The following is a 25981-nucleotide window of genomic DNA, read 5'->3' as shown; positions in this document are numbered from 1 at the left end:
TTAATCCTTATAATCTAGCATCATATTGTACAGCGTTCCACCCGATGGAACCATCGGTAGAACGTTTTCTAGGCGGTGAACCTTTACATCAATCATCGCAACACTCTTACTCGCAATCGCTTCTTCAAGGGCTTTGTCAAACGCTTCCTTGGTTTCTACGCGACGTCCAAAACCTCCAAAGGCTTCGACGAGTTTAACAAAATCAGGCTGCATTTGCAGGTCTGTAGAAGAGTAGCGTTTGTCGTAAAAGAAGGTTTGCCATTGGCGTACCATGCCAAGAAAATTGTTGTTTAAGATGATGTTTATCACAGGGATTTTGCTCTCAACAGCCGTCATGAGCTCTTGAATGTTCATCAAAATAGACCCATCGCCGGTGATGTTGATGGCGATTTGCTCTTTTTGCGCCCATTTTGCGCCCATGGCGGCGGGCATTCCAAAGCCCATGGTGCCCAGGCCTCCGCTCGTTACCCATTGGCGCGGGTAGGTAAAGGGGTAAAATTGTGCGGCCCACATTTGGTGTTGGCCTACGTCTGTCACGATAACGGCCTTCTCGCCCAAAAGTTGCCCCACGCGCTGAATCACCCACTGAGGTTTGATAATCTCATTGGAATCTTCGTACCCAAGGGGGTGGATTTCATTGTAGCGGGAGAGCAAGTCGCGCCAGTTTTGGTATTTTTCTGCTTTAATTTCCTCTTTAGCACGGGGAAGCATCGCTTCAAGCACGTTTTTCATATCCCCTACGATAGGATAATCCACATCCACAAGCTTTCCAATGGAACTGGGGTCGATGTCCACGTGAATGACCTTAGCGTGCTTGGCAAATTCGCTAAGTTTTCCCGTAACGCGGTCATCAAAGCGTGGCCCAAGGGCAATCATCAAGTCCGCTTCGCTCATGCCCATGTTGGCCGCATACGAACCGTGCATCCCTACCATGCCTAAAAGCAACGGGTCATCATGGCGCAATGCGCCTCTAGCCATCAGGGTTTCAACCGCAGGAATACCCGTGACTTTGGCAAATTCACGCACCAGTTCCGAAGCCCCTGCGCTGATGATGCCTCCGCCTAGGTAAAGGATGGGGCGTTTGGCCCCAGCGATAGCCTCAACCGCTTTTTTGATTTGCCGTACGTTGCCTTTGTAGGTAGGCTTGTAGGTTTGCATGACAATTTCTTTGGGGTATTCAAAGGTGCCAAGTTGTGCGGTGACATCTTTAGGAAGGTCAACATGCACAGGGCCTGGTCGGCCAGTGCGGGCGATGTAAAAGGCTTCTTTGAGAATGCGTGGCAGTTCGCTCACGTGGCGCACGAGGTAGTTGTGCTTGACACAGGGGCGCGAAATACCTACCGCATCAATCTCTTGAAAGGCATCAGTGCCAATCATCGTAATAGGCACTTGACCGCTAATGATAACCATAGGAATGGAGTCCATGTACGCCGTGGCAATGCCTGTGACGGCATTGGTAAAGCCAGGTCCGCTGGTGACAAAGGCGACACCGACGTTTCCGCTTGCCCGTGCGTATCCATCGGCTGCGTGAACCGCAGCTTGTTCGTGTCGGCTAAGAATGTGCGTGAAGTATTTTTGCTTATACACTTCATCATACACGTTCATGATTGCTCCGCCGGGGTATCCAAACACTACTTCAACGTTTTCGTTGCGCAGTGCTTCAATCACCATTTGTGAACCGGTCATTTCCATCATGTTCTCCTTAAAAGTTGCCCTCACCTGCCCCAACAAGTGTGTAGATAGGTAAAAAGTGCGTCATTATAGCAAAAGTAAATTAAAGCAGCCTCTATCGTAAAGCATTTTCCAATGCCTCACAAAGTGCTATGGCTACGCCCTCGCGAAGCCCATCATCCACCACCAGCATCTCCTCAAACCCCAAGGTTTGCATGAGGGACGTGATGATGTTTATTCCCGTAACAATCAAATCACTGCGCCGCACGCCCACCCACTGCTCACGCGCTTTTTCTTCTAGGGCCAAAAGGCCTTTTAAGGCCGTTTCGTAATCCTTACATGTAAGGCGTGTTCCTGTGATTTTTTCGTGGGCATACTCAGCGTAACCCATGCCGAGTAAAAACGCACTCACGGTTGTGGGTGTGCCCGCCGTGCCAACAAAAAGAGAAGCCTTTGGCCAAGAACGCGTCGTGTGCTTAATCTCTTCTAGCGCCGCTTCCAAGCTACTAGGATCGCCTTCGGTCAGGGTGACAATACCTAGGGGAAAACTGTGGGAAAAGGTTTGATGTTGGGTTTTACATGTAAGCTCCAACGACCCGCCACCTAAATCCATCAGCCAAAGGGGCAACGCCCCTTGACCCAAACGCGTTAAAGCGCTTTGAACACCCAGAAGAGTTAAGGCGGCTTCCGTGTTCCCGTCGATGATTTCAAAGGCAAGGCCTGTGCGTGTATAAATGTTTTGAAGTACCGTGGTGGCATTGCTAGCGCGCCTTAGGGCTTCTGTGGTCACACAGCGCACGCGCAGACTTTTAAAATCAAAGATTAAAGCCGCCTCATCTAGTGCCTCTAGGATGCGGTTTTGGGCGTTTTGGCCAATGTAGCCGTTGGCGTGTAGGCCCTCGGCGGTACGCACAATACGCTCAAATGCCTTAACACGTTTGCCATTTTGGCAGGAAATTTGGACAATACGCAGGGTATTGGAGCCTAAATCACACGCAATCACTTCGCCCATAAGCGTCCTTTTTAAAGGTTCAAGTTTCGCTATAATACCCCAAATTTCTCCCCAAAGGCAAACCCATGCTCTTAGGTGTAAACATCGACCACATCGCTCTCTTGCGTGAAGCAAGACGCATTAATGACCCCGACCCCCTAGACGCGCTTGGCATCGCAAAACGCGCTGGAGCCGACCAAATCACCATCCATTTGCGCGAAGACAGACGGCATATTCATGACGAAGATGCCAAACGCATTGTGGCCCTTTCGTCCTTACCTGTGAATCTTGAATGTGCCATGGCGCCCCAAATGTTAGAGATTGCCACCACACTCAAGCCCCACCGTGTCACCTTGGTGCCTGAAAAACGCGAAGAAGTGACCACCGAGGGGGGATTGGACGTTAAGGGGTATTTTACCCTGCTTAAAGAGGCGGTAAAACAGCTGCAAGCGCAGGAGATTGAGGTGTCACTGTTTATTGACCCCACCAAAGAGGCGGTAAAACTTTCTCAAGCCTTACATGTAGAATGGATAGAACTGCACACGGGAGCGTATGCGAACCTTTTTGCCATGCTTTATGGCAACCTCGCCTCCTCTCACCACAGCATCAAAGCCTTAGAGCTTCCCCGTTCTACCTTGAAATCCCTCCTGGAAGCTAGCCTTAAAGAACTTGAAGACGCGGCTTCTTTGGGCGCTTCCTTGGGGTTAAAAGTTGCCGCAGGACACGGGCTAAATTATCACAATGTGGAAGCGATTGCGCGCATGGGAGCCATCGAAGAGCTAAACATTGGCCAAAGTATCATCGCCCGCTCGGTTTTTACGGGCCTTGAAGAGGCGATTGTGCGTATGCGGGAGTTAGTGCGATGAAACTAGCCATTAGCCTTGGGGATTTAAACGGGATTGGCCTTGAGATTGCGTTGCGCTCCCACGAGGAGATTGCCCAGTGGTGCGAACCGGTGTATTGCATCGACCCAACGATGCTGGCGTGGGGCGCGGCACTGTTGGGCTTGGATGTCCCCCAAGGCATGCAGGTGCACCCTTGCGGGGAGGTGTTTGACATTACCCCCGGACGCGCCACGAAGGCTTCGGGCAAGGCGTCTTATTATTCGTTTTTAAAAGCCCTTTCTTTGGTGCAAGAAAACAAAGCTGATGCGTTGGTGACCTTGCCTATTCACAAAGAAGCGTGGCACAAGGCGGGGGTGCTCTACAAGGGCCACACCGACGCTCTGGCCAAACTTTTAAAAGAAGACGCCATGATGATGCTAGGGTGCGAAAAGCTATTTGTGGGCCTTTTTACGCACCATATCCCCTTAAAAAACGTTGCTAAACAGATTAAGAAAAAAAACCTGACACGTTTTTTGATACGTTTTTGGGAAGCCTTACATGTAAAGCCCATTGGCGTGCTAGGACTTAACCCCCACGCGGGCGATGGCGGGGTGATTGGCAGGGAAGAGCGTGTCATTGCCAAGGCGATTGCGGCGGCCAATGAGGCTATAGGAAAAGAGGTGTTTGTGGGGCCATTGGTGCCCGATACGGCCTTTACGCCTCAGAAACTAGCGCAGTTTTCCCATCTGGTGTGTTTGTACCATGACCAAGGATTAACGCCCCTCAAGGCCCTCTTTTTTGAAGAGAGTATTAATGTCTCCCTAGGACTTAGCGTGGTGCGCACTTCGGTGGATCATGGCACGGCGTACGACATCGCCTACAAAGAGGCGAACCCTTCGTGCAAAAGTTACCACAATGCTGTGAAAAGCGCCATTTGGCTCGCGAAAAAAAGGCAAAATTTTACCGAAACTTAATTACGAAACGGTTACAGTTCTTTCTTAGTAAAGATTTGGGATAATACGCACCAAGAAAACCCCTCTAAGGATGTGCATGTCCCGCGACAATCTTCTCGCCTTCTCTCTTTTTGCTGTCTCCACTGTTGGCTTTTTTGTTTGGGGGTATGATTATATCCCGTCTCACCATTTCCTTCTCTTTACCGTTGCCACACTTTTTGGATTGTTTATGGCCTTTAACATCGGCGGTAACGATGTGGCCAACTCCTTTGGCACCAGTGTAGGGGCAAAAACCATCACCCTCAAGCAAGCCCTTATTATTGCGGCTATTTTTGAGCTTAGTGGGGCGATTTTTGCTGGCGGCGAGGTTACCAAGACTATTCGCCAAGGCATTGTCCAGATGCCTGTTTCTGAGTTTGACCCCCTTCTTTTTGTGCTTGTGATGCTCTCTTCCCTCTTAAGCGCGGGTTTGTGGCTCATGATTGCCTCCAAACGCGGTCTCCCTGTGTCCACAACCCATTCAATTGTAGGCGGGATTGTGGGGGGAAGTATCGCCCTTGGCTACGTAGTTACAAGCGGTGAGAGTTCTTTTTCGATGGTAAGTTGGGGAAAGATTGGGCAAATTGCTTCAAGTTGGGTGATTTCACCTGTGCTTGGAGGCATTTTATCGTACATCGTTTACCACTACATCAAAAAAACAATCCTCACGCCAAGTGAAAAAGCGGCCGAGGTGATGAAGCGCATGAAAAAAAGCCGCAAAGCCTACAAAGAAAAATACGCCCACTCCTTAAAAAACAAGACCGATGAAGAGCAAATCAGAGAGCTAGAACATCTGGCTATGTACGATGATGAGGAAGAAAGCAACAACCCTTTGGATGAGACAGAATACCAAAAACGCATCAAGGCCATGAAAGAGCGGGAAAATCAAATCGACCCTTTTGCGCCTCTTCGCCGTAATATTCCCATGGTAGGCGCTCTTGCGGCAGTTTCAGTCTCTTCTATGTTACTGTTTAAAGGCCTCAATAACCTCAAAATGGAAATTAGCACCATAGAAACCCTTTGGATTATCTTTTTGATTGGCACGGCTGCCTTTGTGGTGAGCCTTGCGATTGTCAATATTATGGCCAAAAACGATGTGTCTAAAACCACCACACGGATTTTTTCATGGCTCCAAATCTTTACCGCCTCCGCCTTTGCCTTTAGCCATGGGGCCAATGATATTGCCAATGCCATCGGGCCTTTTGCCGCAGTGCTTGACGTGCTAAAAACAGGCGCGATTAACGCCAGCGCTCCGGTTCCTTTTATCGCCATGGCAACCTTTGGGGTGTCGCTCATCGTGGGGCTTTGGTTTTTGGGTAAAGAAGTTATCGCAACTGTCGGAACTCGCTTGGCGGAAATTTTACCCGTGACTGGCTTTTCGGCGGAACTGGCGGCGAGCTTGGTTATTTTACTAGCAACCGCTTTTGGGATTCCTGTTTCCTCCACGCACATCCTCATTGGTGCTGTTCTTGGAATCGGGGTTCTTAACAAAGATGCCAACTGGGTATTGATGCGTCCTATCGCCCTAGCGTGGATTATCACCTTGCCTGCTGCGGGCATCTCTTCTGCTATTTTCTTTTTTATCCTCAAAGCTGTTATGGGGCTTTAAGCCCCTTACATGTAAGGGCAAAACCGCGCGCTTTTGCCCCGTAGGACTTTTTAACCCAAGACTTGCTACACTACCATCCTGCACTAACTAATCATAAGGAAATTTTATTGACAGCATTTTCACAACTCTCCCTTTGCCCTGCCCTTTTAAAAGCGGTTGCAGAGGAAGGCTATACCACCCCTACTCCCGTTCAAGCCCAAGCGATTCCGCCCATCCTAGAAGGACGCGACATGCTAGCCGGTGCCCAAACAGGCACAGGCAAAACCGCGGGCTTTACCTTGCCTATTTTAGAACGATTAACACGCCATGAACACCACAAAGGCAAACCCAAACTGCGTGTTCTTATCCTGACCCCTACCCGCGAACTTGCGGCTCAAGTGGCTGAGAGTGTCGTAACTTATGGCAAATATTTGCCTTTTAGAAGCACCGTGGTATTTGGCGGCGTAGGCATTAACCCCCAAATCAAAGCCTTGAAAACGGGCGTAGATATTTTAGTGGCCACCCCTGGGCGGCTGCTAGACTTGCACGGCCAACAGTGCGTTGATTTTGCCAGCATCGACACTCTCGTGCTTGACGAGGCAGACCGAATGCTTGACATGGGGTTTGTCAAAGACATCCGTCGCATCATCTCTTTGCTTCCCAAAAAACGTCAAAATCTGCTTTTTTCGGCAACCTATTCCAACGAAATCAAAGCCTTGTGTGAGTCCATTTTGCACAATCCCGCCATCGTTGAAGTGGCCAGACGCAACACCTCCAGCGAGCTTGTGCACCAACGGGTGATTGTTTCAGATTGTGCCCGCAAAACCGCCCTTTTGGGCAAACTCATCCAAGAGGGAAAATGGAAACAAGTGTTGGTTTTTACCCGCACCAAACACCGCGCCAACAAGGTTAGCGACTATCTCAATAAGCTAGGCATTAGCGCCGCAGCGATTCATGGCAACAAAAGCCAAGGGGCGCGCACCAAAGCCTTGAGTGATTTTAAAGAAAGCAAGGTGAAGATTCTCGTGGCCACTGACATTGCCGCGCGCGGTCTTGATATTGACCAACTTCCTCGCGTGGTGAACTTTGAATTGCCCAATATTGCCGAAGATTACGTACACCGCATCGGCCGCACGGGACGTGCTGGAAACGAAGGTGAAGCGGTTTCTTTGGTGTGTATCGATGAGTTTGATTACCTCAAAGGCATTGAGCGTTTGATTAAAAAAGTGTTTGAGCGTGAAGTTGTCGAAGGATTTGAGCCTGACCCTTCTATCAAAGCCGAGCCCATCGTCCAAGGACGTGGTGGTGGCCAACGCCCTTCTTCAGGGAATAAACGTCCTGCCGCAACGGGACGCAAACCAAGACGCTAACGTGAAAATCTTGGTTGACGCAGACGCGTTTCCCAATGCCCTCAAAGAAGTCCTCTTGCGCGCCGTTTTAAAGCGCAAGATCCCCACTATCTTTGTGGCCAACAAACCCATCTCCACGCCAAAAGAACCCTTTGTGGAGATGCGGGTGGTGGCCCAAGGGGCCGATGAAGCGGACCATTATATCGTGGGGTTGTGTGAAGAGAGGGACGTGGTTATTACCGCGGATATTCCCCTAGCCGACCGCGTGATTGCCAAAGGTGCCCTCGCCCTTGACCCGCGCGGCACCCTGTACGATGAAGAAAACATCAAAGGCTTGTTGGCCATGCGCAATCTCATGCAAGAGCTGCGAGATGGTGGGCAAATCACGGGTGGCCCAAGTGCTATTGGCCCCAAAGATGTACGGGCATTTGCCGATGGCCTTAATGGACTGTTGGCTAAAAAACACGTTTAACTTACTGCCTTGTAGCCTAAACGTGTTCCACCCCTCGCTTTTGGAAACACAAAACACTCCAAAAAATACCCACAACACGCCTTTTTTGAATGATTTTAGTCGCATTGGCTTTACATGTAGAAATGGTTAACACTCAATTAATGTAATTGGAATAACATTCTGCCTTATCTTGAACAAAAGTGCCCCTATGAACAAATTGATTGATTATTTCCTCACCAACTCGCGCCTAAACCATACGATTCTTGCTTTTATCGTGGTGATGGGTATTTTTGCTTACCGCTCCATCCCTAAAGAAATGTTCCCCACCGTGACGCTAGAGTCGATTCAAATTGCGGGCAGTTACCAAGGGGCGAGTGCGTCAAGCCTTAATAATTTTGCTGTCACAGAAATTGAAAATGAACTCGATAGCATTTCTGGGATTAAAAAAGTCACTTCAACGCTTACGGATGGGAGTTTTTCCATCAAGGTAGAACTCCAAGAGGGTCAAGATAAAGTATTGATACTCAATCAGGTTAAAGACGCCATTAGTGCTGCAAAAAAGTATTTTCCAAGTGATATGACCGAACCCACTGCGACGAGTCAAAAACGTCAGGGTTCTTTGATGCACGTCTCGCTCTCTTCCCCTACTCTTGAAAAACAAGGGCTTTTAGAAGCTTCCAAGAAGCTCAAAACAGCCATCATACAGGTTGAGAATATCAGTGACGTGGAAGTGTATGGCGACACGGATTTGCATATTTTAATCATGCTAGACCATAAGAAAATCGCCATGCACCAACTCGATAGCACCGAAGTCATTAGTGCCATCGAAGCACTTTCTTACATGTACCCCGTAGGCTCTATCGAAGAGGCGGGCAATCACGTGTATGTTAATGCGGACAATAATAAATTTGACGTTGCCACATGGAGAAGCACCCTCCTTCCCGTGAGTGGGAAAAAGGTCTATTTGGGCGATATTGCCACGGTGGTGATTGATTATCCCATCGATGAGACCATTGCGCGCCTTAACGGTGAGGCTACCATAGCACTGCAAATTTATAAAGACGATGAAGGGGATTCGTTGCGCGTGGCCAAAGAGGTTAAAAACGTCTTTGCGCGCTTTGAATCTTCCCAAGAAGCGGTCTCTTTAAGCATCTCCAGAGACAGCTCTGAGCCTATTCAAGAGCGCATTTCGACGATTATTTCCAACATCACCTTAGGGCTTATTTTAGTGGGATTATCCATGTATTTTTTAGTCAGCCCCAGGCTCTCACTCGTCATTGTGCTAGGGATTCCCTTTTCGTTTATCTTGGGTCTTTTGGTCATAGAAACCCTAGGTTATAGCCTAAATATGATTTCCATGATGGCTATGTTGATCTCCTTGGGGATTGTGGTGGATGATGCTATTATCGTTAGCGAAAACATCCAACGCCACCTTGATGAAGGGCGCCCCATCCGTGAGGCCGTTTTAACAGGGACAAAAGAGATGATTGCTCCAGTGCTCATCGCCGCCCTTACGACTATTTTTGCGTTTTTGCCCATGTTGTTAATCTCAGGAGAGATGGGGCTTTTGGTTCAGCTTGTTCCCATTGTGGTTTCTGTTTTGATTGTTGCTTCCTTGATAGAATCATTCTTATTTTTACCCCTTCATGCCCAGCATTTGTTAAAGCCACGAGAAAAAATGTTAGATTGGACCCCTCTTTACAATCTTTATGAGCGTGTGTTGCGTCGTATTATCGCCCACAAAAAAAGCTTTTTGTTTCTCTTTTTTGTTACCATTCCCCTTCTAACAGCGGTGTTGTTGTGGCAAAGCCGTTTTCAAATGTTTCCCGAAATGGACTCTCAAAATGTCACCATTTCAGTAAAACTAGACGATTCCACTGCGCTAGCAGAAACCGATAAGGTGGCCAAAAAGTATGAGCGCGTCTTGCTTGAACATGCCCCTACTTTGTCTATTAAAAACATCAACACAACCGTTGGCCGCTACACCGACCTTGCCAACACCTCCCAAACCCTTGAAAATGGCTTTACATTAGCCCTTGAGTTGGAAGAATTTCGCGAGGAAAATATTTTAGAAAATTACATCAACCCCCTCTTGTCTCTTAGCTTTGATTTTAAGCGAGAAGATAAAACAAGGCTAGAAGATACCGCGGTGGTGATGCAGCGTATCAGGGCCCAACTAGCCCCTTTACTCAGTGAAGAAAAGGTGGTGGATTCAAATATCGTGGCCCAAACCATTGGGATTATCAACACAGATATTGAGCTTAAGCTAAGCGCCTCTAATACTCAGTCTTTGCTTGAGGGTATCCAAACCCTTAAAAAAGCCCTTGAGGGCATTGAGGGCGTGCGGGATGTCTCTGACAATACACAATTGGGCCAACAAGAATACAAGTACACAATCAACGCCTATGGCAGAACCCTTGGCCTGAGTGATGCGGGTCTGGCTTCTGTTCTTGGGAGCTATTTTATGGAAAAAGAACAAGCCAACACCTTTAATGAGGAGGGTATTGTAAAAATCAAAACCCAATCCCTTTACAAGGATAATCTTGACGCCTTTAAAGCCTTTTTGGTTCCGCTAGAGGATGGACGCTATGTTGCCCTGAAAGAGGTTGTGGATTTTCGCATAGAGCGCAACTTTGAACGTTTGGAAAAAGAAGACGGCGTGTTGTACAAAAAAGTCTTTGCCAATGTGGAAAGTACGCAAATAACCGCTAATGAAGCGTTAAAAAAACTCGAAACAACCCTTGCTTTGGTTCAAGACCAAGGGGTTGACGTGCGCTTTGGGGGTGAGCGCGAAAAAAGCGGGCAAATGGCACTAGATATGCTAAAAGCTTTTGTGGTGGCGATGTTTCTCATCTTTATTACCTTGCTCATCAATTTCCCCTCCTTCAAGAGCGCTTTAATGCTCCTTTCGGTGATTCCCTTTACCCTTGTTGGGCCATTAGCTGGGCACTTTCTCATGGGTATCGACATCAACTCACAATCCATGATAGGGATGCTAGGCCTTGCAGGAGTCGTCATTAATGATGGGATTATTATGCTTGATTTTCTCCATGCAACACGCACCAAAGAAGCCTTTTTCAAACGTGCCAAGCAACGGGTGCGCCCTATTTTGATTACGTCTATTACAACGATGCTAGGCCTTGCGACGCTCATCTTTTTCCCCTCGGGCGAATCGGTCATGCTGCAACCTATTGCCGTCTCTCTTGGCTTTGGTATTGCCTGGGGAACGGTACTGAACTTAGTGTACATCCCTGCGTTGTATGCCACACTTTTTAACATTAAGGAGTAACCATGCGTTTTCTTTTTCTCTTCATCCCTTGGATTATGATGGCCCAAAGCTACATGGCAACCATTGAACCCTTTGACACCTTTTCCCTCTACGCACAAACATCAGGGCAAGTGGTACATCTGGACAAAAACGATGAAATGCGTTCCGTTAAAGGGGTATTGATTCGCTTGGATGATGCGTTAGACAAAAAAACCCTACAAGCGTACGAGACCCAATACGCCCTAAACCTTGAAAAACTTGCCATCATGGAAAAAAATTATCAAAAATTTCTCAACATCACCGGCAAGAGCCAGTACGAAAAAGATGAAAAATACCTTGAACTCTTGGACGTCAAACAAACGCTCTCCACATTAGAGATTTCCATCGCCGAGCTCAAAGACACCCTTTCTAAGAAAGTGATTGACGCACAAGGGTTGTACATTAAATCTTTTGAGGTAAACCTGCGAGACTATGTTGCTCAGGGGACGAAACTTGCCACGGCATATGATATTAGCAAGGCCAAGGTAACGGTATATGTAGACAAAGAGGATTATGCAAACATTGAACAAAAAAAGGTTTTAGTTGATGGCAAAGAGGGGGTTGCGACGTTGCATAAGGTAGACAAAACCCCCGATGAGACGTTTATTTCTGCTTTTAAAGTAGAACTCACGCTTAAAAGCAGTGATTTTGGGCATGCTGTTCGTGTGGAGTTTGTCCAATGAAGCCCCTTGTTCTCACTCTTTTATGTGCTTGCTTTGTCTTTGGGCAAGAAGAAGTGTTGCGTGAAACCAAACGAGAACTCATCAAACTCAAACAAGAATCAGCCCATGAAACCGCGATTATCAACCGCTACGATTGGCTCTCAGACCTTAGCCTTGGAAGCTCTTACACCAAAGACGAAGAAGGGAGAGGAACGCAAGATTACACCCTTTCTCTCAGCCAAGACATTTTTCGTTTTGGAGGAATAAAAGCCCAAATGCGTTACGGGGATGAGTTGCACCACTTTTCACTTTTGGAAATTGATAAAGAGAAAAAAGAGGATTTACAAGCCCTTTACAATGCAAAAATCGATTACGAAATGGCCCGTTTAAAACTGGAACAAAATACCCTAAGCATTGAAAATAGTACCATCGAAGTGCGCCACAAGCACTCGGCGTACAAAGAAGGGGAGATTGGCATTAGTGATCTTAATGATGCCATCATGACAAAAAATACCCTAAACGATACAAAAAAAGAGCTAGAATTAAGTGCGCTAAATGCAATCAATACCCTCAAACTCTACACCCAGATTGACGCAAGAGCACTTGAACTTCTCAACGTCCCCTTGTTCTCTAAAACCCAATACGTCGAAGCTTCCTTGAGCGTTGGCCTAGCAAGCGTAAACGCCCAAGTCTCTAAAACACTCTACGCTATCAAAAAAAGCGAAGCCTTGCCTACAGTTTCTTTGCAAACCACCTACGGGTACCAACGGGGTAGTAATGTTGCCAATGGGGATTATTATAATTATGGGATTGCCGTCTCCCTTCCCTTGCGCTACACCACGTCTAATACCATAGCCCAAAGTCGGTTAGAGTACATGCAAAGTCAACAAGAACTCTTGCAAACACGTATCGAAGCAGAACTTGCCTATGACACGGCCCTTGCGACCATAGAAAGCTACACAGCACGCAAGGCGTTGGCCCATGAAGATGCGGCGTTATACCAAGAGCTTTTGGATATGAACCTTCAAGAGTACGAGGCAGGGTATAAAACAATGGACGATGTAACAACCTTGCAAAACTCCAAACGCTCCCGCGAGATTGACGATGCGTTGTACCAACTTTACATCGAGAAAGAGAAACTCGGTCTTTATTTTTCGATGCTCTAAGCGTGCATCATCCTAAGGGTCTCTTCGTCCAAAACCCCATTTCTAGCGCGCAAGGTTTCGATGATCTTTTCTTGTTGCGTGCGAGGAAGGTTTTGGCCAAATTTGACCTTCATGGTGCGCTCATGGGGTAAAAGGGCAAACACCGCTGTTTTTTCTAGCATCGCCTTATGGCCCAAAGAGGAGAGAGGCTCGTGTTTGCCCTCAGGCTGGTGCTTTGCCATCAAAGCGCTAAGGGCCGCAGCTTTTTCTGTGGGCTCACTGATAATGCGGAGGGTTCCGTAAAAAATAACACTCGCAAAAAATTGGGTGGCTGGACAGGCTAAGGTCGTGTGCGTCGCATAAGAAGGAATAAACGCATAAGGCTTGACCACACTAAAGGAAGCTTGCGGGTTTGCTTCAATGAGGCGCATTTTTCTTCCCTCTTTGGCACCGTGAAAGACCACACACTCCTTCCACCATGCAAAATTCACAGGCACGCCATAAGGCACGCCCTCCTCCACAAGAGAGAGGGTGCCATAATCACAGGTTTGCATTAAGGTCTCAAAGAGCCCCTCGTCCGCACTTGCAAACTCTTGACGTCGCAAGGAAGAGGGAGATACGGGGGTTTCTTCCGCAAGCACAATCCAGACACTGCCTTCTTTTTCGACGGTTTTAAGTGTTCCGCTGTTGATGCGCTTGATGACATTAAATTGGCTCATTTTGTGCATGAGCGCGTAGCGTTGAACGGAAATAAGGGTTTCTTTCATGGTTTTTTACTCCTTACTAATGGCCAGCAGTTTTTCCACGCAGGCTTCGTCGTTAACAAGCGTTAGGGCTTCGTGGTGGTGTTTGTAGGTTTTGTCGTAATATTCCACAAGCAAAAGGGCAATAGTGGCGTCCAAATCACCCCTATCAAAGGCCTGTGAGAGGGCTTGCTTGGTTTCTTTGGAGATAAAGCGTGAGATTTTACCAAGGGCGTGGTAGAAAAACGGTGCGTCTATGGTTTCATACTCTTTTTTAATACGCGCCACCCGCTCTTCCAAGGGCGCGCTAATGCGTATTTTTTTGCCTTGGTACATGGCGTGGTACAAAGGCGAAGGCAACATAAGCTTGCCAATGCGTTTACTCTCTCCCTCAATAAAACAAAAAGGGGCTTTCTCGACGCCTTTTAAGGCGCAAGCAAGAAGGTTTTGAAACATTTTAGTGCTAGGTTGCCCTTGGGTGTGGCTTCCAAACACCGACCCCTTGTGGTGCGCTAACGCTTCAAGGTCAATAGCCGGAGAAAGGCCTTGCAAAAGCTCTGTTTTGCCGCACCCTGTGTTGCCAAAAAGGGTGATAAAAGGAGGAAGTACGGGGTTTTCAAGCAAGGTAACGACAACATTTCTTAACCCCTTATAGCCGTTTTTGATGCGGTCTACGCGGTAGCCAATCTGGTCTAAAATAAGGCCAAAAGAAGCCGAACGCAGCCCTCCTCTGGCGCAATAAAGAGCGATTTTTCCACCCGGGGGCACATGGGCGTGAACAAAAGAGAGGTGGGAGGACACATTGGTGCAAATGTACCCCGCACCCAAGACTTTTGCGTAAAACTTTGATTCTTGTTTGTACACGCACCCTACTTCGTGGCGTTGGGCATCATCAAGGGCAAAGAGGTTGTGGGCTGTTGGAAAATGCGAAGTTGCAAACTCACTAGGACTGCGCGCATCGATGATTAAATCATACTGCGCGTAGGTTTCAAAAAAGGCCTCTGGCTCAATGAGACGCATTAGTAAGTGGACATTTTAAAATGTTCTAAAGAAGCTTGCTTAAGGCGCTCATAAATGCCCTCAAATGGGACGCCATGGACGCGTATTTCTCCAATAGTAGTGATAAAATTGGTGTCTTTTTGCCACCGCGGAACCAAGTGGTAATGCACATGCTCAGCAATGCCAGCCCCCGCGCACTCGCCTAGGTTCATCCCGATATTTACCCCTAAAACCCCAAAGGTTTCTTTGAGCATTTTTACACCCCTGCGCACATGGGCACTCATTTGATCCCACACCACTTCATCGAGGCTTTCGATGGCACTGGTGTGTTCATAAGGGATAATCATAAAATGGCCCGGCGTGTAAGGGTAGCGATTCATGACACCAAAACAGTGTGTGTCACGAAACAAAACACCCAGTGCCTCGTCGTCTTCTGGCGTGTCGGCAATGTGGCAAAACACGCAGCCTTGCGTGCTAGTCGTAAAATATTCACTGCGCCAAGGCGCGTACAATCCTTCCATTAATCCACCTTTTTAAACGCGCTCAGCGCTTCTTCGATGTTTGCTTGACGCATAAAATGTTCCCCAATCAAAAAAGCATCCGCACCTACCTTGCTCAAATGGACAATGGTTTCTTTGCACTCCACCCCACTTTCCGCCACGATGATTTTCCCGTTGGGAATAAGGGGCATGAGTTTTTCTGTGAGGTTCATGTCCATTTCAAAGGTTTCAAGATTGCGGTGGTTGATGCCGATGATGTCCGCACCTGCAAAAATGGCTTTGGTTAAATCTTCTTTGTCGTGAATCTCTACGAGTGCTTCCATGCCAAGGTGGCGGGTGTATTCAAGAAGTTCTTTGAGTTCCTTGCGACTAAGTGCTGTGGCGATGAGCAAGACAAAATCTGCCCCGTAGACCAGCGCTTCCACCAGTTGGTATTTATCGACAATAAAATCTTTGCGTAGTAGCGGTGTTGCCACGTAGCGGCGAATTTGAGTGAGGTATTCTAAGTTACCTTGAAAAAAATGCGGTTCTGTAAGTACCGAGATAGCATTTGCGCCCCCTCTTTCGTAACTTTGGGCGATGACAAGCGGGTCAAAATCTTCTCGAATCACTCCCTTGCTAGGGCTTGCTTTTTTCACTTCCGCGATGATGCGATAGGGCTCTTCCTTGGTGGCTCTTAGGTAAGGGAAAATATCACGCGGGGGGTAGTTATTGTAGGCCAAAGAGCGTCCTAGCCACTCTAGGGGATACTCAATCTTGCGGCGCTCCAAATCCTCTTTGGTTTGCCTAATAATCTTGTCTAAAATCATTCACTCTTCCTTATGCATGCGTTGATTTTTTCATAATGCTCTTTGATTTCTTGCTCACTCGTGGTGTTAAGGATGGGCACCATGAGGTTGTAGGCCTCTTGGCATCGTCCCAGTTTGTAATACCCCCACGCCAAAGAATCAATATAATAAGGGGAGTCAGGCTCTTTTGCTAAAGCGCGTTTAACCAAAGCCACCCCTTTGAGAACATCCACGTCGTGGTCAATGAGCAAGTATCCGTAATAGTTTAAATACAAGGGCTCTTCAAGGGTTTTAATAACCCTTTCAAATTTTTCCGACACCGAAGAGAGCAAGGCTTTTGTGATGGCACCCTTATGGTGTTCGTATTCGTAAATAGCCATTCTTCCGAGGTAGTTAAGCTCTCCTGAATCTTCATAGGCGCGTTTAGCGACATCGTGTGCTTTGTCAAACGCTTTGCGCGAGGCGTGCAAATCCATCAACGTCAAAGGGTCATGGTTGCTTTGGTTCAAAAAAGCAATAGCTCCTGCAAAATCCCGCTTAAACAAAAGCAACTCCACCACTTTGGCGGCGTATTGGTCTTCTTTTTGCCCTTCGTAGAGCATTTTATAGGTGGAAATAAGCCCATCGATATTTTTTGTTTTGCCGTAAATTTGCACCAAACGGTAGCAAATGGGCTTGGTGCATCCGTTCATTCGTCGCACGGTTTCAAGGTATGAAACGGCTTCACTCGTGCGCTCTAAATGAATGTCTAGCAAATCCACAATCGCTAAGAGCGCTTCTTCGCTTTGGGATTCGGCATAAATGGAATCATAATACTTCAATGCAAGGTCGTATTCTTTAAGGTGAAAGTGAATGGAACCCAAAATCGTCAAGTTTTGTTCGGTTTTTTCCCGCTCAAGCAAGCGAAGCATCCGCACCTTTGCCTCTTCAAAGGCTTTGTTGTTGAGCAAAACCCCTACATGTACACGCACCACGTCCCCGTCTTCTGGGGTGTGTGCAAGGGCTTTTTGAAGCAAATTTTCGATGGGAAGCGCGGCGGAAAAGCCTATTTTAAGCCCCTCTTTGATGTATTCAAGTTTGTTGGTGCGGTCAAATAATTCCTCAAACATGTACAGTGCTGTTTTTGCATCGCCTTCGTGGTAGGCAACCAATGCACGCAGGGCCATTAAATCTTCCCCTTCAAAACTGTAGCGTGGTGGTGAAGAAGGGGGAGTATCAACCGTAGAAACGGCGCATCCTCCCAAAAAAAGAGTAACAATTACTGCGATAAACAAATAATACCGGGACATTCTTTCTCCACTTCATCAAGATGATGTTTAAAATAATTCCAAAAAGGAAAGGTGCGGCATTGGCTGGGACGAACATCGTAAATACTGCACCCACGCTTTTGGCTGTCAAAAAAAAGACAGGCCACCCCACTTTCGTGCGGAACCTCTTTGATGCTAAAACGGTACGACTCTTTAAACAAATACTGTTCCACAAAAACCGCTTCTTCTAATCCCAAAAACGCGGCGATGGTACGGATTTCCTCAGAACTCACCCAAATATAACCACTCTCCCCAATACAGCAATTGCCCTTACATGTAGCGCATGCCTCAGGGTTAAACCCGTAAGCAAACCCCTCTTGTTGCATCAGCATGAAACACTCACCGTTGCGGCCTTGCTAAAGATAGCCTGGGCTTGAGGCGTGGGGCCTTGGACGTCGTTAACCACCAGCGGCGGCAAAATCTCACACAGGCTTTTAGAAGAACACTTTGCCTCTAAAAGCACCAAAGAGGCCGATTTCGAGGCAGTGGGGTAAACGCACTGCATCGCCGTGAGTGTGAGGCGTGAAGCGTGTAAATGCTGCATAATTGCTCCTAATTGTTTAGCATCATAGCAAAAAAGCAGTTTACCATGGGGTTTTAGCACCCGTTTGGCATGGGCTAAAAAATCCCCCAAGGGTAAATGGGTGCTATAGCGGCTTGTGTGCATGTGTGGGTCTGGGCTTTTTTGGGTGCCATCATGGTAAAAAGGCGGATTGCTGATAATAACGTCCATGCATTGGCGCTGGGCAAGGGAGAGAAAATCTCCTTCTTGAACGTGAAGTTCAAGGGCATTTTCCCTCGCATTTTCCCTCGCTAGAGCCACATTTTGGGCTTGAATATCGATGGCATGCATGGTGCATTTTGGAAATTCGCGCTTGATGAGCAGTCCTAAAACCCCACACCCGCACCCCACGTCTAGCACCTCTCCGCCGCACCCTTGGCGTAAGATAAAATCATACAGCATTAAGGTGTCACTGGTGTAGCGATAGCCTTGGCTTAGTTGCAACAAACGCACTAGCGGTACACCCGAATCACAAATCCGCGTTTGTTTGGCACCTCGACCAAATCTGAAGAATAGCTCACCCTTGCAAGGCCATCAAAATAGGTTTCTATCAATTTTCCTCCCGTTGCTGCGCGTTCTTTTCCAAGTCCTAGATTAGACAGGCGTGTCAAGCGTTTGATTTCATCCCTGGGAACACCCAAGCGCGTCTCTTGCTCTACCCGTTTGAGTGTGGCAAAGCCGCCATCATCGACAATGGGAAGCACTTCAAAAAAGTGCGAAGCTTCGTAGCCGCTTAAGAACTCTTCCACACGGGCTTTACATGTAAGAGAGGCCTCGTTGGTGCCGCTTTCCATATCATCACAAGCAAGGGAGGCCAAAAGCTCGGGTTTTTTAAGCACGGCGTCTTTAAGGAGGGCTTGGCTCTCTTTTTGTTCTTGCACTAAAGCCACGTTGAGTTGCGCGATTTTAGCCTCATAAGCCCCCTCGCGCGCCTTGATTTCTTCTTGCAAGACTTCAAATTCTTCTTTGAGCGCCAAGAGTTGTTTGTCTTGGGTTTGTTTAAGGGTGCCATTTTCTTTTTGGAGTTTTCCGTGGGCTTCCTCAAGGGTCCTTAGGGTGTTTTTCAAGCCTCCCATCTGCGCCTCTAGTGCCGCAATTTGCTGGCGGTGCTTGCTCTCAAGGGTATCAATATGGGTCGTCGCTTTGGTGATAATGAGGCTACGCTCACGCTCTAGGGTAATGATTTTTTCATTTAGAGTATGGTAATTTTTAGCGTGCTTGTCTTCGTTGGTTGCCAAAGCTTGGGCAATATTTCCACCCGTTTTTTGCAAGGAAGCTTCCAGTGTTGCTATCTTTACATGTAAGACTTTTTCTGTTTCTTCCGCTGCTTCTAGTGCTTTAGCGTGGGTTGCGATTTGCTCTTTTAACTCATTGATGTACGTATTTTCCCGCTCTTTGGTGTTCAAGCTTTGGGATTTGATTTCCTCAAGTGCCTTAGCGTACACTTTGTCTTTTTGCGCAACCCGCTCTTGGGCGATGCGTTCAATCTCTTTGATATTTCCCTCGAGTTCTTTTTTTTGTGCCTCAAGGGTGCTGATTTGCCCGTGCAAGAGAGCCAAGGCTTCCTTGTGCCCTTCTTGAATTTTTTCGCGGACCAAGCGCTCTTGACTCACTTTTCCTTCAAGCTCAATGGCTTCAGTGCGCAATCCATTGAGGGTTTGCTCGTACGTGGCCATCAGGGTGTCCACTTCACTGTTTTTTTGTGCCATTTCTTGTTGGTGTGTTTGTTTTAACGCGCCCATTTCTTGCAATATTTTTTGCACCGCTTCGTTGTATTTGCGCTCTTGGGCTAAAATCTCACGGGTATGGTTGGTGAGAATCACGTTTTGCGCAGCCTCTTTTTCACGCAGTGCGTTACGCAGGTGGTCCGTGTCGTTCTTGCTCTCGCGTAAGGCCTTTTCTTTTTCATCAAGCAAGGCGCTCATCTTCTCTTGCAGTGCTTTGTGTTGTTCTAGCAAGTAACGGTTTTTTTCTGCCAAGGTCGAATTGCTGATGCGTTGCTCTTTGGTAGCCACACTGATTTCTTTGTCGACTTCCATGGATTTTTCGCGCAACTCTTTTTGGAGCGTGTACAAGGAATTTTCCAACCCTACAATCTTGGTTTCGTACTCCCGTGAAGCGCGCATGGACTCTTGTTGCAAGTCGTTGATGCGACGGGTGAGGTCGTTGATGTTTTGGTAGTGTTGTTGTTCGGCTTGGTTCATGGTTTCTAGGTTTTGGGTTTGGAGTTTTTGACGCTCTTCATCAAGGGCCTTTTTTTCATCATTAAGCTTGATGGCAAGCTCCCAATTTTTATTTGCCAAGTCCATATTGTCTTGAAATAAAAAGCGGTTTTTTTGACGCAGGGTAAGCACTTGCGCTTTTAATTCTTCAGGGGTTCCTTCTATGGGTGTTTCTATTTCCACAGCAAGTTCTTTGGTGTGCGAGGGCACAACGCCCAAAGAGGCGATGGTTTGAATGTCATCCTTGTGAACGTACTCTTGCCGAATGGTTGCAGGCAACTCTTCAAAGCGTGCAAAAACCTGGGGCTCCTTTTTGCCAATCGGTTCGCCAGCAGGAAGGCTATACATGTAAACCGTCCCTATTCCAAAAACAACCACCCCGCCTAGTGCTGCACCTAGGGCAAGCATGGGCAAAGAACGTCTCTTTTGCTCCATGAACTACCTTTGACCTAAGATGTGCTCGATAATGTGATAACTGTGGTTTAATGCGATGGCAATCGACCCGCCAGAATTCACCGCAATATCGCCACTGATGTAAAGCCCGGGTACTTGTGTTTCATAATTTTCATCAAAAATAGGATGCCCCGTTTCATCAAGCGTAATGCCGCATTTTTTCAAAAAATCCACAGGCGTTGTGCCGCCAATAGCGTAAACAACGCGGTCATAAACCGTAAAGTTGCCGTCAGTAAAATTCACGCGCACTTTCCCTGAAGCGTTTTCAAGGCTCTCAATGTCCACGCCAAGGCGCAAACGTAACAATTCTTGGCCGTCATAGGCGTAGAGCTGTTGTTCGTTGATGTCATTAAGACGGGCAAAGGTAGAACGACGGTAATTGAGGGTGACGGTGTTGGTTTTGGAGAGTTCTAACGCGTATTCTGCGGCTGAATTTCCCCCTCCCACAATGAGTAATTTCTCCCCTTGGGAACAGCTATCAAGGTTGAAATTCACCAATTGTTTGATGGAGGGTGGGATGGTATAATCAGGCTTATTGGGTTTACCCATTTTGCCAATAGCGATGATGACATTTTTGGCTTCATAGCCCGCTTTGGTGGTGACGACTTGAAAAGAATCCCCTACTTTTTTGACGCTTTCCACTTCACTGTTAAAGGCGGTGTCGATTTCACCATTATCTAGCAGCGAGTCAAAATAATCCAGTGTACTTTCCTTGGAGCCATCCGCGAATTGCACGCTGCCTTTGAGTTCAATGACCTGCCCTTTGTAATCTTTGTCCACCCGTTTGTTGTCTTTGTAAAATTTGCGGATGGTTTGGGAGTGGTTTTCCCCTTTTTCGATAAGCAAAACACTTTGCAACCCGCGCATTTTTGCCTCTACGGTCGCGCTAATCCCTCCGGGGCCTCCGCCAATGACGATCATATCATACACGCAATTCATTTGGTTCTCCTTGGATTATAATCGCTCCTAAAGCGATAGAAAGATAAAATAGGCTTCTTTTGTAACCCATTGAAACAAGAGATTCAAGACAGTGCACGTCACTTTCTCACACTAAAAACATCGCCATAGCTTTGGCTATGACTCAATTTTGAGTGTAAAAAATTAACGCACTCTGTTTAAACTCTTTATGTTTCGAGGGCTATAAAAGAAGCCTAATTTACCCACTTTTACATTAAAAAGGAAGAAAACGTGGACGCATTCTTGCAAAAGGCCAAATCTTTAACCTCTTTCTTGGCCACCATGGAGCCACAGCAAAAAAATACCCTCCTTTTAGCGATGGCAGATGCCCTTGAGGCCCACCAAGAAGCTATCTTGAAGGCCAATGCCAAAGACATAGACGAAGGGGTCAAAAACACCCTAAGTGCTGCACTATTGGACCGTCTTAAGCTCACCCCCAAACGCATACGAGGGATGGCCCAAGCGGTGCGCGAGATTGCCGCGCTGAAAGAGCCTGTGGGCCGAGTATTGGAAGGTTGGGTGGTGCCTAGCGGGCTTCGCATCGAAAAAGTGAGCATTCCTATTGGCGTCGTGGCTATCATTTACGAAAGCCGCCCCAATGTCACCAGCGACACTGCGGCATTGTGCTTTAAAAGTGGCAATATTTGTGTTCTCAAAGGGGGCAAAGAAGCCACCCATAGCAACCACGCTATTGCCAAGGTACTCCAAGACACCCTTAGGGCGCACGGCGTAGACCCTGCGTGCATATCCTTGCTTCCTGATGAGACCCGCGAAGGGGTTGCCACACTTATTCGCCAAGACGCTTATGTGGACTTGATTATCCCAAGAGGCGGGGAAGGATTGATTCGTTTTGTCTCCCAAAACGCCACCGTTGCTGTGGTTAAACACGACAAAGGCGTGTGCCACACGTATGTGGACAAAGAGGCCAATCTTGACCAAGCCCTAGAGATTGTTCTTAACGCCAAATGCCAGCGTCCTAGCGCGTGCAATGCCCTTGAAACGTTGCTTGTCCATGAGGCAATCGCTTCGGACTTTATACCACGCATCGCCGCCGCACTCACCCAAGCGGGTGCCAAAGTCAAAGGATGCGCCACAACGCAACAGTTTATACATGTAGACCTTGCCACGCCTGAGGATTTTCACACCGAACACTTAAGCAATGCTTTGTCTATCAAGGTGGTTGCGGACGTCCAAGAGGCACTGCACCACATCACCACCTATGGCTCGTCCCATTCTGAGGCGATTTTGACCGAAAATTACACCACCGCAGAGTGGTTTTTAAACGCGGTCGACGCGGCGTGCGTGTACGTGAATGCCTCCACGCGCTTTACCGACGGGGGCGAATTTGGCTTTGGGGCGGAAGTGGGCATTAGCACTAACAAGCTTCACGCGAGGGGTCCTATGGGTATCAATGAGCTCACCACGTACAAATATAAGGTCTATGGCAAAGGAAACGTGCGTGCGTGAACCCGTGCTAAGCATCGAAGGGTTGCGCTTTGGCTACACCCCTGAAGTACCACTTTATGAGGATTTTTCCCTCACCTTACATGTAGGCGAAGTGGTGAGCATTGTCGGGCCCAGTGGCTCGGGAAAAACCACCTTGTTTGAGCTCATTACGGGCGCGTTAAAACCGCAAGCGGGAAGCCTTACATGTAAGGCTTTTTCCCAAATTTTTCAAGACCCTTACACCTCCTTTCACCCTACTTACTCTCTTTTAGAGCAAATGGCGGAAGTGGCGGATATCCAAGACCATGAACGGTTGTGCGACGCTATGCGCCTCTCCCCTGCACTCTTGCGTCGCAAGCCCCATGAACTTAGCGGCGGGCAATTGCAACGCGCCTCTATTATTCGGGCTCTACTGATGAAACCCAAGCTTTTGCTCGCGGATGAGCCAACATCAGCACTGGACAACCTCATTCAGTTAGAAGTGATGCAATTGCTCATGGGGTTGTTGGATGAGATTGGTTTGCTTTTAATTACCCATGATGAGACACTTGCGTCGTGGTGTAGCGATTCTATCATAAGGCTAAAGGCATGAAAAAGTACATTATAGCGGCGTTGTGTTGCGTTCCCGCTTTAGCAACGGGCGAGGAAAATCCTCTTTTAAAGCACATAACCACACACCCCCAAGAACTTCAACGCGCCCTCGTGGTCGCGGGGTCCATTGGTTTGCTCTACGGGTTTATGGTGTTGGTGCGCCATTTGGCCTATCGGTATGCAACGCAAGTGGAAAATGAAGAGCGAAGCCAACGTTATTTTGCTATTAAAAAACTTTCAAACATCCTTTTTGTCATCTTTTCTGTGCTCATCATCGCCCTTGTGTATACGAAAAATCTAGCCCAAGGCATGGCTGTTTTTGGGGTCATTGGCGCGGGTTTGACCATTGTACTCAAAGAGTTGGTGCTGAGCATGGTTTCATGGATGATGATGATGGCAAGTTCGTCTATTCGTCTGGGGGATCGCATCAAGATTGACAAGGACGGGAAGCCTATTATTGGTGATGTGATTGATATCTCTTTAACCAAAATCACGCTCTATGAAAATATTACGAATGATTCCATCACGGACCATAAAAAAGCGGGGCGCATCATCTTTGTTCCCAATTATTTCATGCTCACGCACGATGTGTATAATTATACGCATTTGTCTATGAAAACCATCATTGACCTCGTTGAAATCAACCTTTCCTTTGATACCAATATTGAAAAAGCAGAAGCCATTACCTTTGAAATTGTTGAAACCATCAGCGGAAGATACACCGACATGGCCAAGCGTCAGTATGATATGCTAAAGGATAAATACACACTACGTAACATGACAAATTACCCAAAAGTTGTTTTTTACCCAAGTTTTAAGGGCGATGGTGTCACGATGGGGGTTTGGTATGTCACACCCTATCGGGAGATTTTGCGGCTAAAAAGTGAGTTGACCAAACAAGTCATTGGCCGTTTGCGTGCGGAAGAAGATATTCATTTGATGTATACGGGGGCTTCGATGTACTTAGAAACCAGTGCCAAAAAGGCCGAACTGGTTTCTAAGCTCTCCTCCCATTAAACGCTAAGCGGAGTGTTTTGACGCGCCTCTTTTAACGATTGGGCAATCAAAAAGGCAAGCTCTAAGGCTTGGTCAGCGTTAAGGCGAGGGTCACACTGGGTTTCGTAGCGTGAACCAAGCCCCTCTTCGGTAATGGCTTGCGCCCCACCCACACATTCGGTGACATCTAGCCCTGTCATTTCCAAATGCACGCCACCGGGGTAAGTTCCTTCGGCTTTGTGAACATTGAAAAAGCCCTTTACTTCGGCCAAAATCTGATCAAAAGCGCGGGTTTTGTAGTTGGAAGAAGCTTTAACGGTATTGCCGTGCATGGGGTCAATACTCCACAGCACATTGCACCCTTCCTTTTTGATAGCGCGCAACAGTTCAGGGAATTTCTTTTCAATCTTATCTGCTCCCATACGCACGATGATATTGAGCCGCCCTGCTTCATTTTCAGGGTTAAGCGCGTCTGCAAGACGCAGCAAATCATCTGCTTGCATCGTGGGGCCTGCTTTGATGCCGATGGGGTTTTTCACGCCGCGTAAAAATTCTACGTGCGCCCCGTCCACATCGCGCGTACGGTCACCAATCCACAGCATATGTGCCGAACAATTGTACCAATCCCCTGTGATACTGTCTTGGCGCGTGAGGGCTTCTTCGTAGTTGAGCAACAAGGCTTCGTGGGAAGTGTAAAGTGCGGTTTGGTGCACATTGGGCGTATTGGCCGAAGTGATGCCACACGCTTCCATGAATGCAAGGGTTTCTGTGATGCGATTGGCCAAGTGTGCGTAACGGTCTCCTAGGGCACTTTCTTTAACAAAGCCCATGTTCCAGCGGTGCACTTGGTGCAAATCCGCCAAACCACCCCGTGAAAAAGCGCGCAAGAGGTTAAGTGTTGCGGCGGATTGGTTGTAGGCGCGAAGCATGCGAGAAGGGTCAGGGACGCGCGCTAGTTCTGTGAAGTCGATGTTATTGATAATATCACCACGGTAGCTAGGCAATTTCACCCCATCTATTTCCTCAAAATCCGAAGAACGTGGCTTAGCAAACTGGCCTGCCATGCGCCCTACTTTTACCACAGGACAGCTTCCTGCAAAGGTCAAAACAACGGCCATTTGCATCAAGACTTTAAACATATCGCGAATGGTATCGGCACGAAAGTCTGAAAAACTCTCGGCGCAATCGCCTCCTTGAAGTAAAAACGCTTTACCTGCTTGCACGTCAGCGAGTTGCTCTTTCAGGCTACGCACCTCGCCCGCAAATACAAGGGGTGGGATGGTGGAAAGCTCTGCTTCGACGGAGCGTAGCGCATCCAAATCGGGGTAGGTGGGTTGCTGTTTGATAGGCATATTACGCCATGATGAGCGGCTCCATTGGTTCATACACAATCCTCTTTTGGTCAAAATTTGCCCATTATAGTCAATCTTGACTTAA

At 47.6% G+C, this 25981-nt stretch carries 23 protein-coding genes; 11 read left to right on the top strand and 12 right to left on the bottom strand.

The window, feature by feature from the left end:
* Positions 1 to 1692 (bottom strand): acetolactate synthase large subunit, encoded by a 1692-nt coding sequence (locus AC5SLM_RS00390; RefSeq protein ID WP_495248940.1) that lies wholly within the window; start codon positions 1690 to 1692, stop codon positions 1 to 3.
* A 94-nt stretch (positions 1693 to 1786) separates the two neighbouring features.
* Complete coding sequence (locus AC5SLM_RS00385; protein WP_495248939.1) at positions 1787 to 2683, bottom strand: Ppx/GppA phosphatase family protein; 897 nt, start codon at positions 2681 to 2683, stop codon at positions 1787 to 1789.
* A gap of 65 nt (positions 2684 to 2748) precedes the next feature.
* Here AC5SLM_RS00385 and AC5SLM_RS00380 point away from each other — a divergent pair, with 65 nt between their 5' ends.
* The 8 genes from AC5SLM_RS00380 to AC5SLM_RS00345 all read left to right on the top strand — a co-directional run bounded on the left by AC5SLM_RS00380 (position 2749) and on the right by AC5SLM_RS00345 (position 13001).
* The gene (locus AC5SLM_RS00380) at positions 2749 to 3528 is read left to right on the top strand and encodes a pyridoxine 5'-phosphate synthase (protein WP_495248938.1); all 780 of its coding nucleotides are present in this window, start codon (positions 2749 to 2751) and stop codon (positions 3526 to 3528) included.
* Positions 3525 to 4460 (top strand): 4-hydroxythreonine-4-phosphate dehydrogenase, encoded by a 936-nt coding sequence (gene pdxA, locus AC5SLM_RS00375; protein ID WP_495248937.1) that lies wholly within the window; start codon positions 3525 to 3527, stop codon positions 4458 to 4460. Before AC5SLM_RS00380 ends, pdxA begins: the two co-directional genes overlap by 4 nt.
* A 76-nt stretch (positions 4461 to 4536) precedes the next feature.
* Positions 4537 to 6087 carry an inorganic phosphate transporter gene (locus tag AC5SLM_RS00370; protein ID WP_495248936.1) on the top strand — a complete coding sequence of 517 codons (1551 nt, stop codon included), beginning with the start codon at positions 4537 to 4539 and terminating at the stop codon, positions 6085 to 6087.
* A gap of 107 nt (positions 6088 to 6194) precedes the next feature.
* Positions 6195 to 7436, top strand: coding sequence for a DEAD/DEAH box helicase (locus AC5SLM_RS00365; RefSeq protein WP_495248935.1), 1242 nt, complete (start codon positions 6195 to 6197; stop codon positions 7434 to 7436).
* A 1-nt stretch (position 7437) separates the two neighbouring features.
* Positions 7438 to 7887 carry a YaiI/YqxD family protein gene (locus tag AC5SLM_RS00360; protein WP_495248934.1) on the top strand — a complete coding sequence of 150 codons (450 nt, stop codon included), beginning with the start codon at positions 7438 to 7440 and terminating at the stop codon, positions 7885 to 7887.
* Between the two features lie 187 nt (positions 7888 to 8074).
* Complete coding sequence (locus tag AC5SLM_RS00355) at positions 8075 to 11155, top strand: efflux RND transporter permease subunit (RefSeq protein ID WP_495248933.1); 3081 nt, start codon at positions 8075 to 8077, stop codon at positions 11153 to 11155.
* Positions 11156 to 11157: 2 nt separating this feature from the next.
* Complete coding sequence (locus tag AC5SLM_RS00350) at positions 11158 to 11856, top strand: efflux RND transporter periplasmic adaptor subunit (RefSeq protein WP_495248932.1); 699 nt, start codon at positions 11158 to 11160, stop codon at positions 11854 to 11856.
* Positions 11853 to 13001 carry a TolC family protein gene (locus tag AC5SLM_RS00345; protein ID WP_495248931.1) on the top strand — a complete coding sequence of 383 codons (1149 nt, stop codon included), beginning with the start codon at positions 11853 to 11855 and terminating at the stop codon, positions 12999 to 13001. The genes AC5SLM_RS00350 and AC5SLM_RS00345 overlap by 4 nt, the downstream gene beginning before the upstream one ends.
* On the opposite strand, the gene AC5SLM_RS00340 is transcribed toward AC5SLM_RS00345, so the two are convergent.
* Genes AC5SLM_RS00340 through AC5SLM_RS00300 form a run of 9 tightly spaced genes read right to left on the bottom strand, consistent with a single transcriptional unit; the run spans position 12998 to position 21493 of the window.
* Positions 12998 to 13747: a pyridoxamine 5'-phosphate oxidase family protein gene (locus tag AC5SLM_RS00340; protein WP_495248930.1), complete on the bottom strand. Its 750-nt coding sequence runs from the start codon at positions 13745 to 13747 to the stop codon at positions 12998 to 13000. The two genes, AC5SLM_RS00345 and AC5SLM_RS00340, sit on opposite strands and share 4 nt — an antisense overlap.
* 6 nt (positions 13748 to 13753) lie before the next feature.
* A complete protein-coding gene (mnmH, locus tag AC5SLM_RS00335; RefSeq protein ID WP_495248929.1) occupies positions 13754 to 14743 on the bottom strand; it encodes a tRNA 2-selenouridine(34) synthase MnmH in 990 nt (329 codons plus the stop codon).
* Entirely contained in the window at positions 14743 to 15243 is a 501-nt protein-coding gene (locus AC5SLM_RS00330; RefSeq protein ID WP_495248928.1) for an HIT family protein, read from the bottom strand. Before AC5SLM_RS00330 ends, mnmH begins: the two co-directional genes overlap by 1 nt.
* Positions 15243 to 16031: an indole-3-glycerol phosphate synthase TrpC gene (trpC, locus tag AC5SLM_RS00325; RefSeq protein ID WP_495248927.1), complete on the bottom strand. Its 789-nt coding sequence runs from the start codon at positions 16029 to 16031 to the stop codon at positions 15243 to 15245. Before trpC ends, AC5SLM_RS00330 begins: the two co-directional genes overlap by 1 nt.
* Positions 16028 to 17299: a tetratricopeptide repeat protein gene (locus AC5SLM_RS00320; RefSeq protein WP_495248926.1), complete on the bottom strand. Its 1272-nt coding sequence runs from the start codon at positions 17297 to 17299 to the stop codon at positions 16028 to 16030. The genes trpC and AC5SLM_RS00320 overlap by 4 nt, the downstream gene beginning before the upstream one ends.
* On the bottom strand, positions 17269 to 17649 hold the full coding sequence (locus AC5SLM_RS00315) for a YkgJ family cysteine cluster protein (protein ID WP_495248925.1): 381 nt from the start codon (positions 17647 to 17649) through the stop codon (positions 17269 to 17271). The genes AC5SLM_RS00320 and AC5SLM_RS00315 overlap by 31 nt, the downstream gene beginning before the upstream one ends.
* Positions 17643 to 18332, bottom strand: a complete 690-nt coding sequence (locus AC5SLM_RS00310; protein ID WP_495248924.1) for a tRNA1(Val) (adenine(37)-N6)-methyltransferase — start codon at positions 18330 to 18332, stop codon at positions 17643 to 17645. The genes AC5SLM_RS00315 and AC5SLM_RS00310 overlap by 7 nt, the downstream gene beginning before the upstream one ends.
* A complete protein-coding gene (locus AC5SLM_RS00305) occupies positions 18332 to 20536 on the bottom strand; it encodes a coiled-coil domain-containing protein (protein WP_495248923.1) in 2205 nt (734 codons plus the stop codon). Before AC5SLM_RS00305 ends, AC5SLM_RS00310 begins: the two co-directional genes overlap by 1 nt.
* 3 nt (positions 20537 to 20539) lie before the next feature.
* The gene (locus AC5SLM_RS00300; RefSeq protein WP_495248922.1) at positions 20540 to 21493 is read right to left on the bottom strand and encodes an NAD(P)-binding domain-containing protein; all 954 of its coding nucleotides are present in this window, start codon (positions 21491 to 21493) and stop codon (positions 20540 to 20542) included.
* A gap of 231 nt (positions 21494 to 21724) precedes the next feature.
* On the opposite strand from AC5SLM_RS00300, the gene AC5SLM_RS00295 reads away from it, so the two are divergent.
* From AC5SLM_RS00295 to AC5SLM_RS00285, 3 genes are read left to right on the top strand one after another with little or no spacing between them, the layout of a single operon-like run.
* The gene (locus AC5SLM_RS00295; RefSeq protein ID WP_495249386.1) at positions 21725 to 22978 is read left to right on the top strand and encodes a glutamate-5-semialdehyde dehydrogenase; all 1254 of its coding nucleotides are present in this window, start codon (positions 21725 to 21727) and stop codon (positions 22976 to 22978) included.
* Positions 22953 to 23549 (top strand): ATP-binding cassette domain-containing protein, encoded by a 597-nt coding sequence (locus tag AC5SLM_RS00290; protein ID WP_495248921.1) that lies wholly within the window; start codon positions 22953 to 22955, stop codon positions 23547 to 23549. The genes AC5SLM_RS00295 and AC5SLM_RS00290 overlap by 26 nt, the downstream gene beginning before the upstream one ends.
* Positions 23546 to 24565 (top strand): mechanosensitive ion channel family protein, encoded by a 1020-nt coding sequence (locus AC5SLM_RS00285; RefSeq protein ID WP_495248920.1) that lies wholly within the window; start codon positions 23546 to 23548, stop codon positions 24563 to 24565. Before AC5SLM_RS00290 ends, AC5SLM_RS00285 begins: the two co-directional genes overlap by 4 nt.
* Here AC5SLM_RS00285 and AC5SLM_RS00280 read toward each other — a convergent pair.
* A complete protein-coding gene (locus tag AC5SLM_RS00280) occupies positions 24562 to 25929 on the bottom strand; it encodes a class II 3-deoxy-7-phosphoheptulonate synthase (protein WP_495248919.1) in 1368 nt (455 codons plus the stop codon). The two genes, AC5SLM_RS00285 and AC5SLM_RS00280, sit on opposite strands and share 4 nt — an antisense overlap.
* Positions 25930 to 25981: the final 52 nt, after the last annotated feature.

Source organism: Sulfurospirillum sp. HTRB-L1 (assembly GCF_059415125.1).
Note: the sequence above shows the minus strand (reverse complement) of the source record. Positions and strands in the feature narration are given on the sequence as shown.

Bases quoted from the DNA above. Each gene is read 5' to 3' on its own strand.
- AC5SLM_RS00390 (WP_495248940.1), bottom strand. From the start codon at position 1,692: ATGGAAATGACCGGTTCACAAATGGTGATTGAAGCACTGCGCAACGAA.
- AC5SLM_RS00385 (WP_495248939.1), bottom strand. From the start codon at position 2,683: ATGGGCGAAGTGATTGCGTGTGATTTAGGCTCCAATACCCTGCGTATT.
- AC5SLM_RS00380 (WP_495248938.1), top strand. From the start codon at position 2,749: ATGCTCTTAGGTGTAAACATCGACCACATCGCTCTCTTGCGTGAAGCA.
- pdxA (WP_495248937.1), top strand. From the start codon at position 3,525: ATGAAACTAGCCATTAGCCTTGGGGATTTAAACGGGATTGGCCTTGAG.
- AC5SLM_RS00370 (WP_495248936.1), top strand. From the start codon at position 4,537: ATGTCCCGCGACAATCTTCTCGCCTTCTCTCTTTTTGCTGTCTCCACT.
- AC5SLM_RS00355 (WP_495248933.1), top strand. From the start codon at position 8,075: ATGAACAAATTGATTGATTATTTCCTCACCAACTCGCGCCTAAACCAT.
- AC5SLM_RS00350 (WP_495248932.1), top strand. From the start codon at position 11,158: ATGCGTTTTCTTTTTCTCTTCATCCCTTGGATTATGATGGCCCAAAGC.
- AC5SLM_RS00345 (WP_495248931.1), top strand. From the start codon at position 11,853: ATGAAGCCCCTTGTTCTCACTCTTTTATGTGCTTGCTTTGTCTTTGGG.
- AC5SLM_RS00340 (WP_495248930.1), bottom strand. From the start codon at position 13,747: ATGAAAGAAACCCTTATTTCCGTTCAACGCTACGCGCTCATGCACAAA.
- mnmH (WP_495248929.1), bottom strand. From the start codon at position 14,743: ATGCGTCTCATTGAGCCAGAGGCCTTTTTTGAAACCTACGCGCAGTAT.
- AC5SLM_RS00330 (WP_495248928.1), bottom strand. From the start codon at position 15,243: ATGGAAGGATTGTACGCGCCTTGGCGCAGTGAATATTTTACGACTAGC.
- trpC (WP_495248927.1), bottom strand. From the start codon at position 16,031: ATGATTTTAGACAAGATTATTAGGCAAACCAAAGAGGATTTGGAGCGC.
- AC5SLM_RS00320 (WP_495248926.1), bottom strand. From the start codon at position 17,299: ATGTCCCGGTATTATTTGTTTATCGCAGTAATTGTTACTCTTTTTTTG.
- AC5SLM_RS00315 (WP_495248925.1), bottom strand. From the start codon at position 17,649: ATGCTGATGCAACAAGAGGGGTTTGCTTACGGGTTTAACCCTGAGGCA.
- AC5SLM_RS00305 (WP_495248923.1), bottom strand. From the start codon at position 20,536: ATGGAGCAAAAGAGACGTTCTTTGCCCATGCTTGCCCTAGGTGCAGCA.
- AC5SLM_RS00300 (WP_495248922.1), bottom strand. From the start codon at position 21,493: ATGAATTGCGTGTATGATATGATCGTCATTGGCGGAGGCCCCGGAGGG.
- AC5SLM_RS00290 (WP_495248921.1), top strand. From the start codon at position 22,953: ATGGCAAAGGAAACGTGCGTGCGTGAACCCGTGCTAAGCATCGAAGGG.
- AC5SLM_RS00285 (WP_495248920.1), top strand. From the start codon at position 23,546: ATGAAAAAGTACATTATAGCGGCGTTGTGTTGCGTTCCCGCTTTAGCA.
- AC5SLM_RS00280 (WP_495248919.1), bottom strand. From the start codon at position 25,929: ATGAACCAATGGAGCCGCTCATCATGGCGTAATATGCCTATCAAACAG.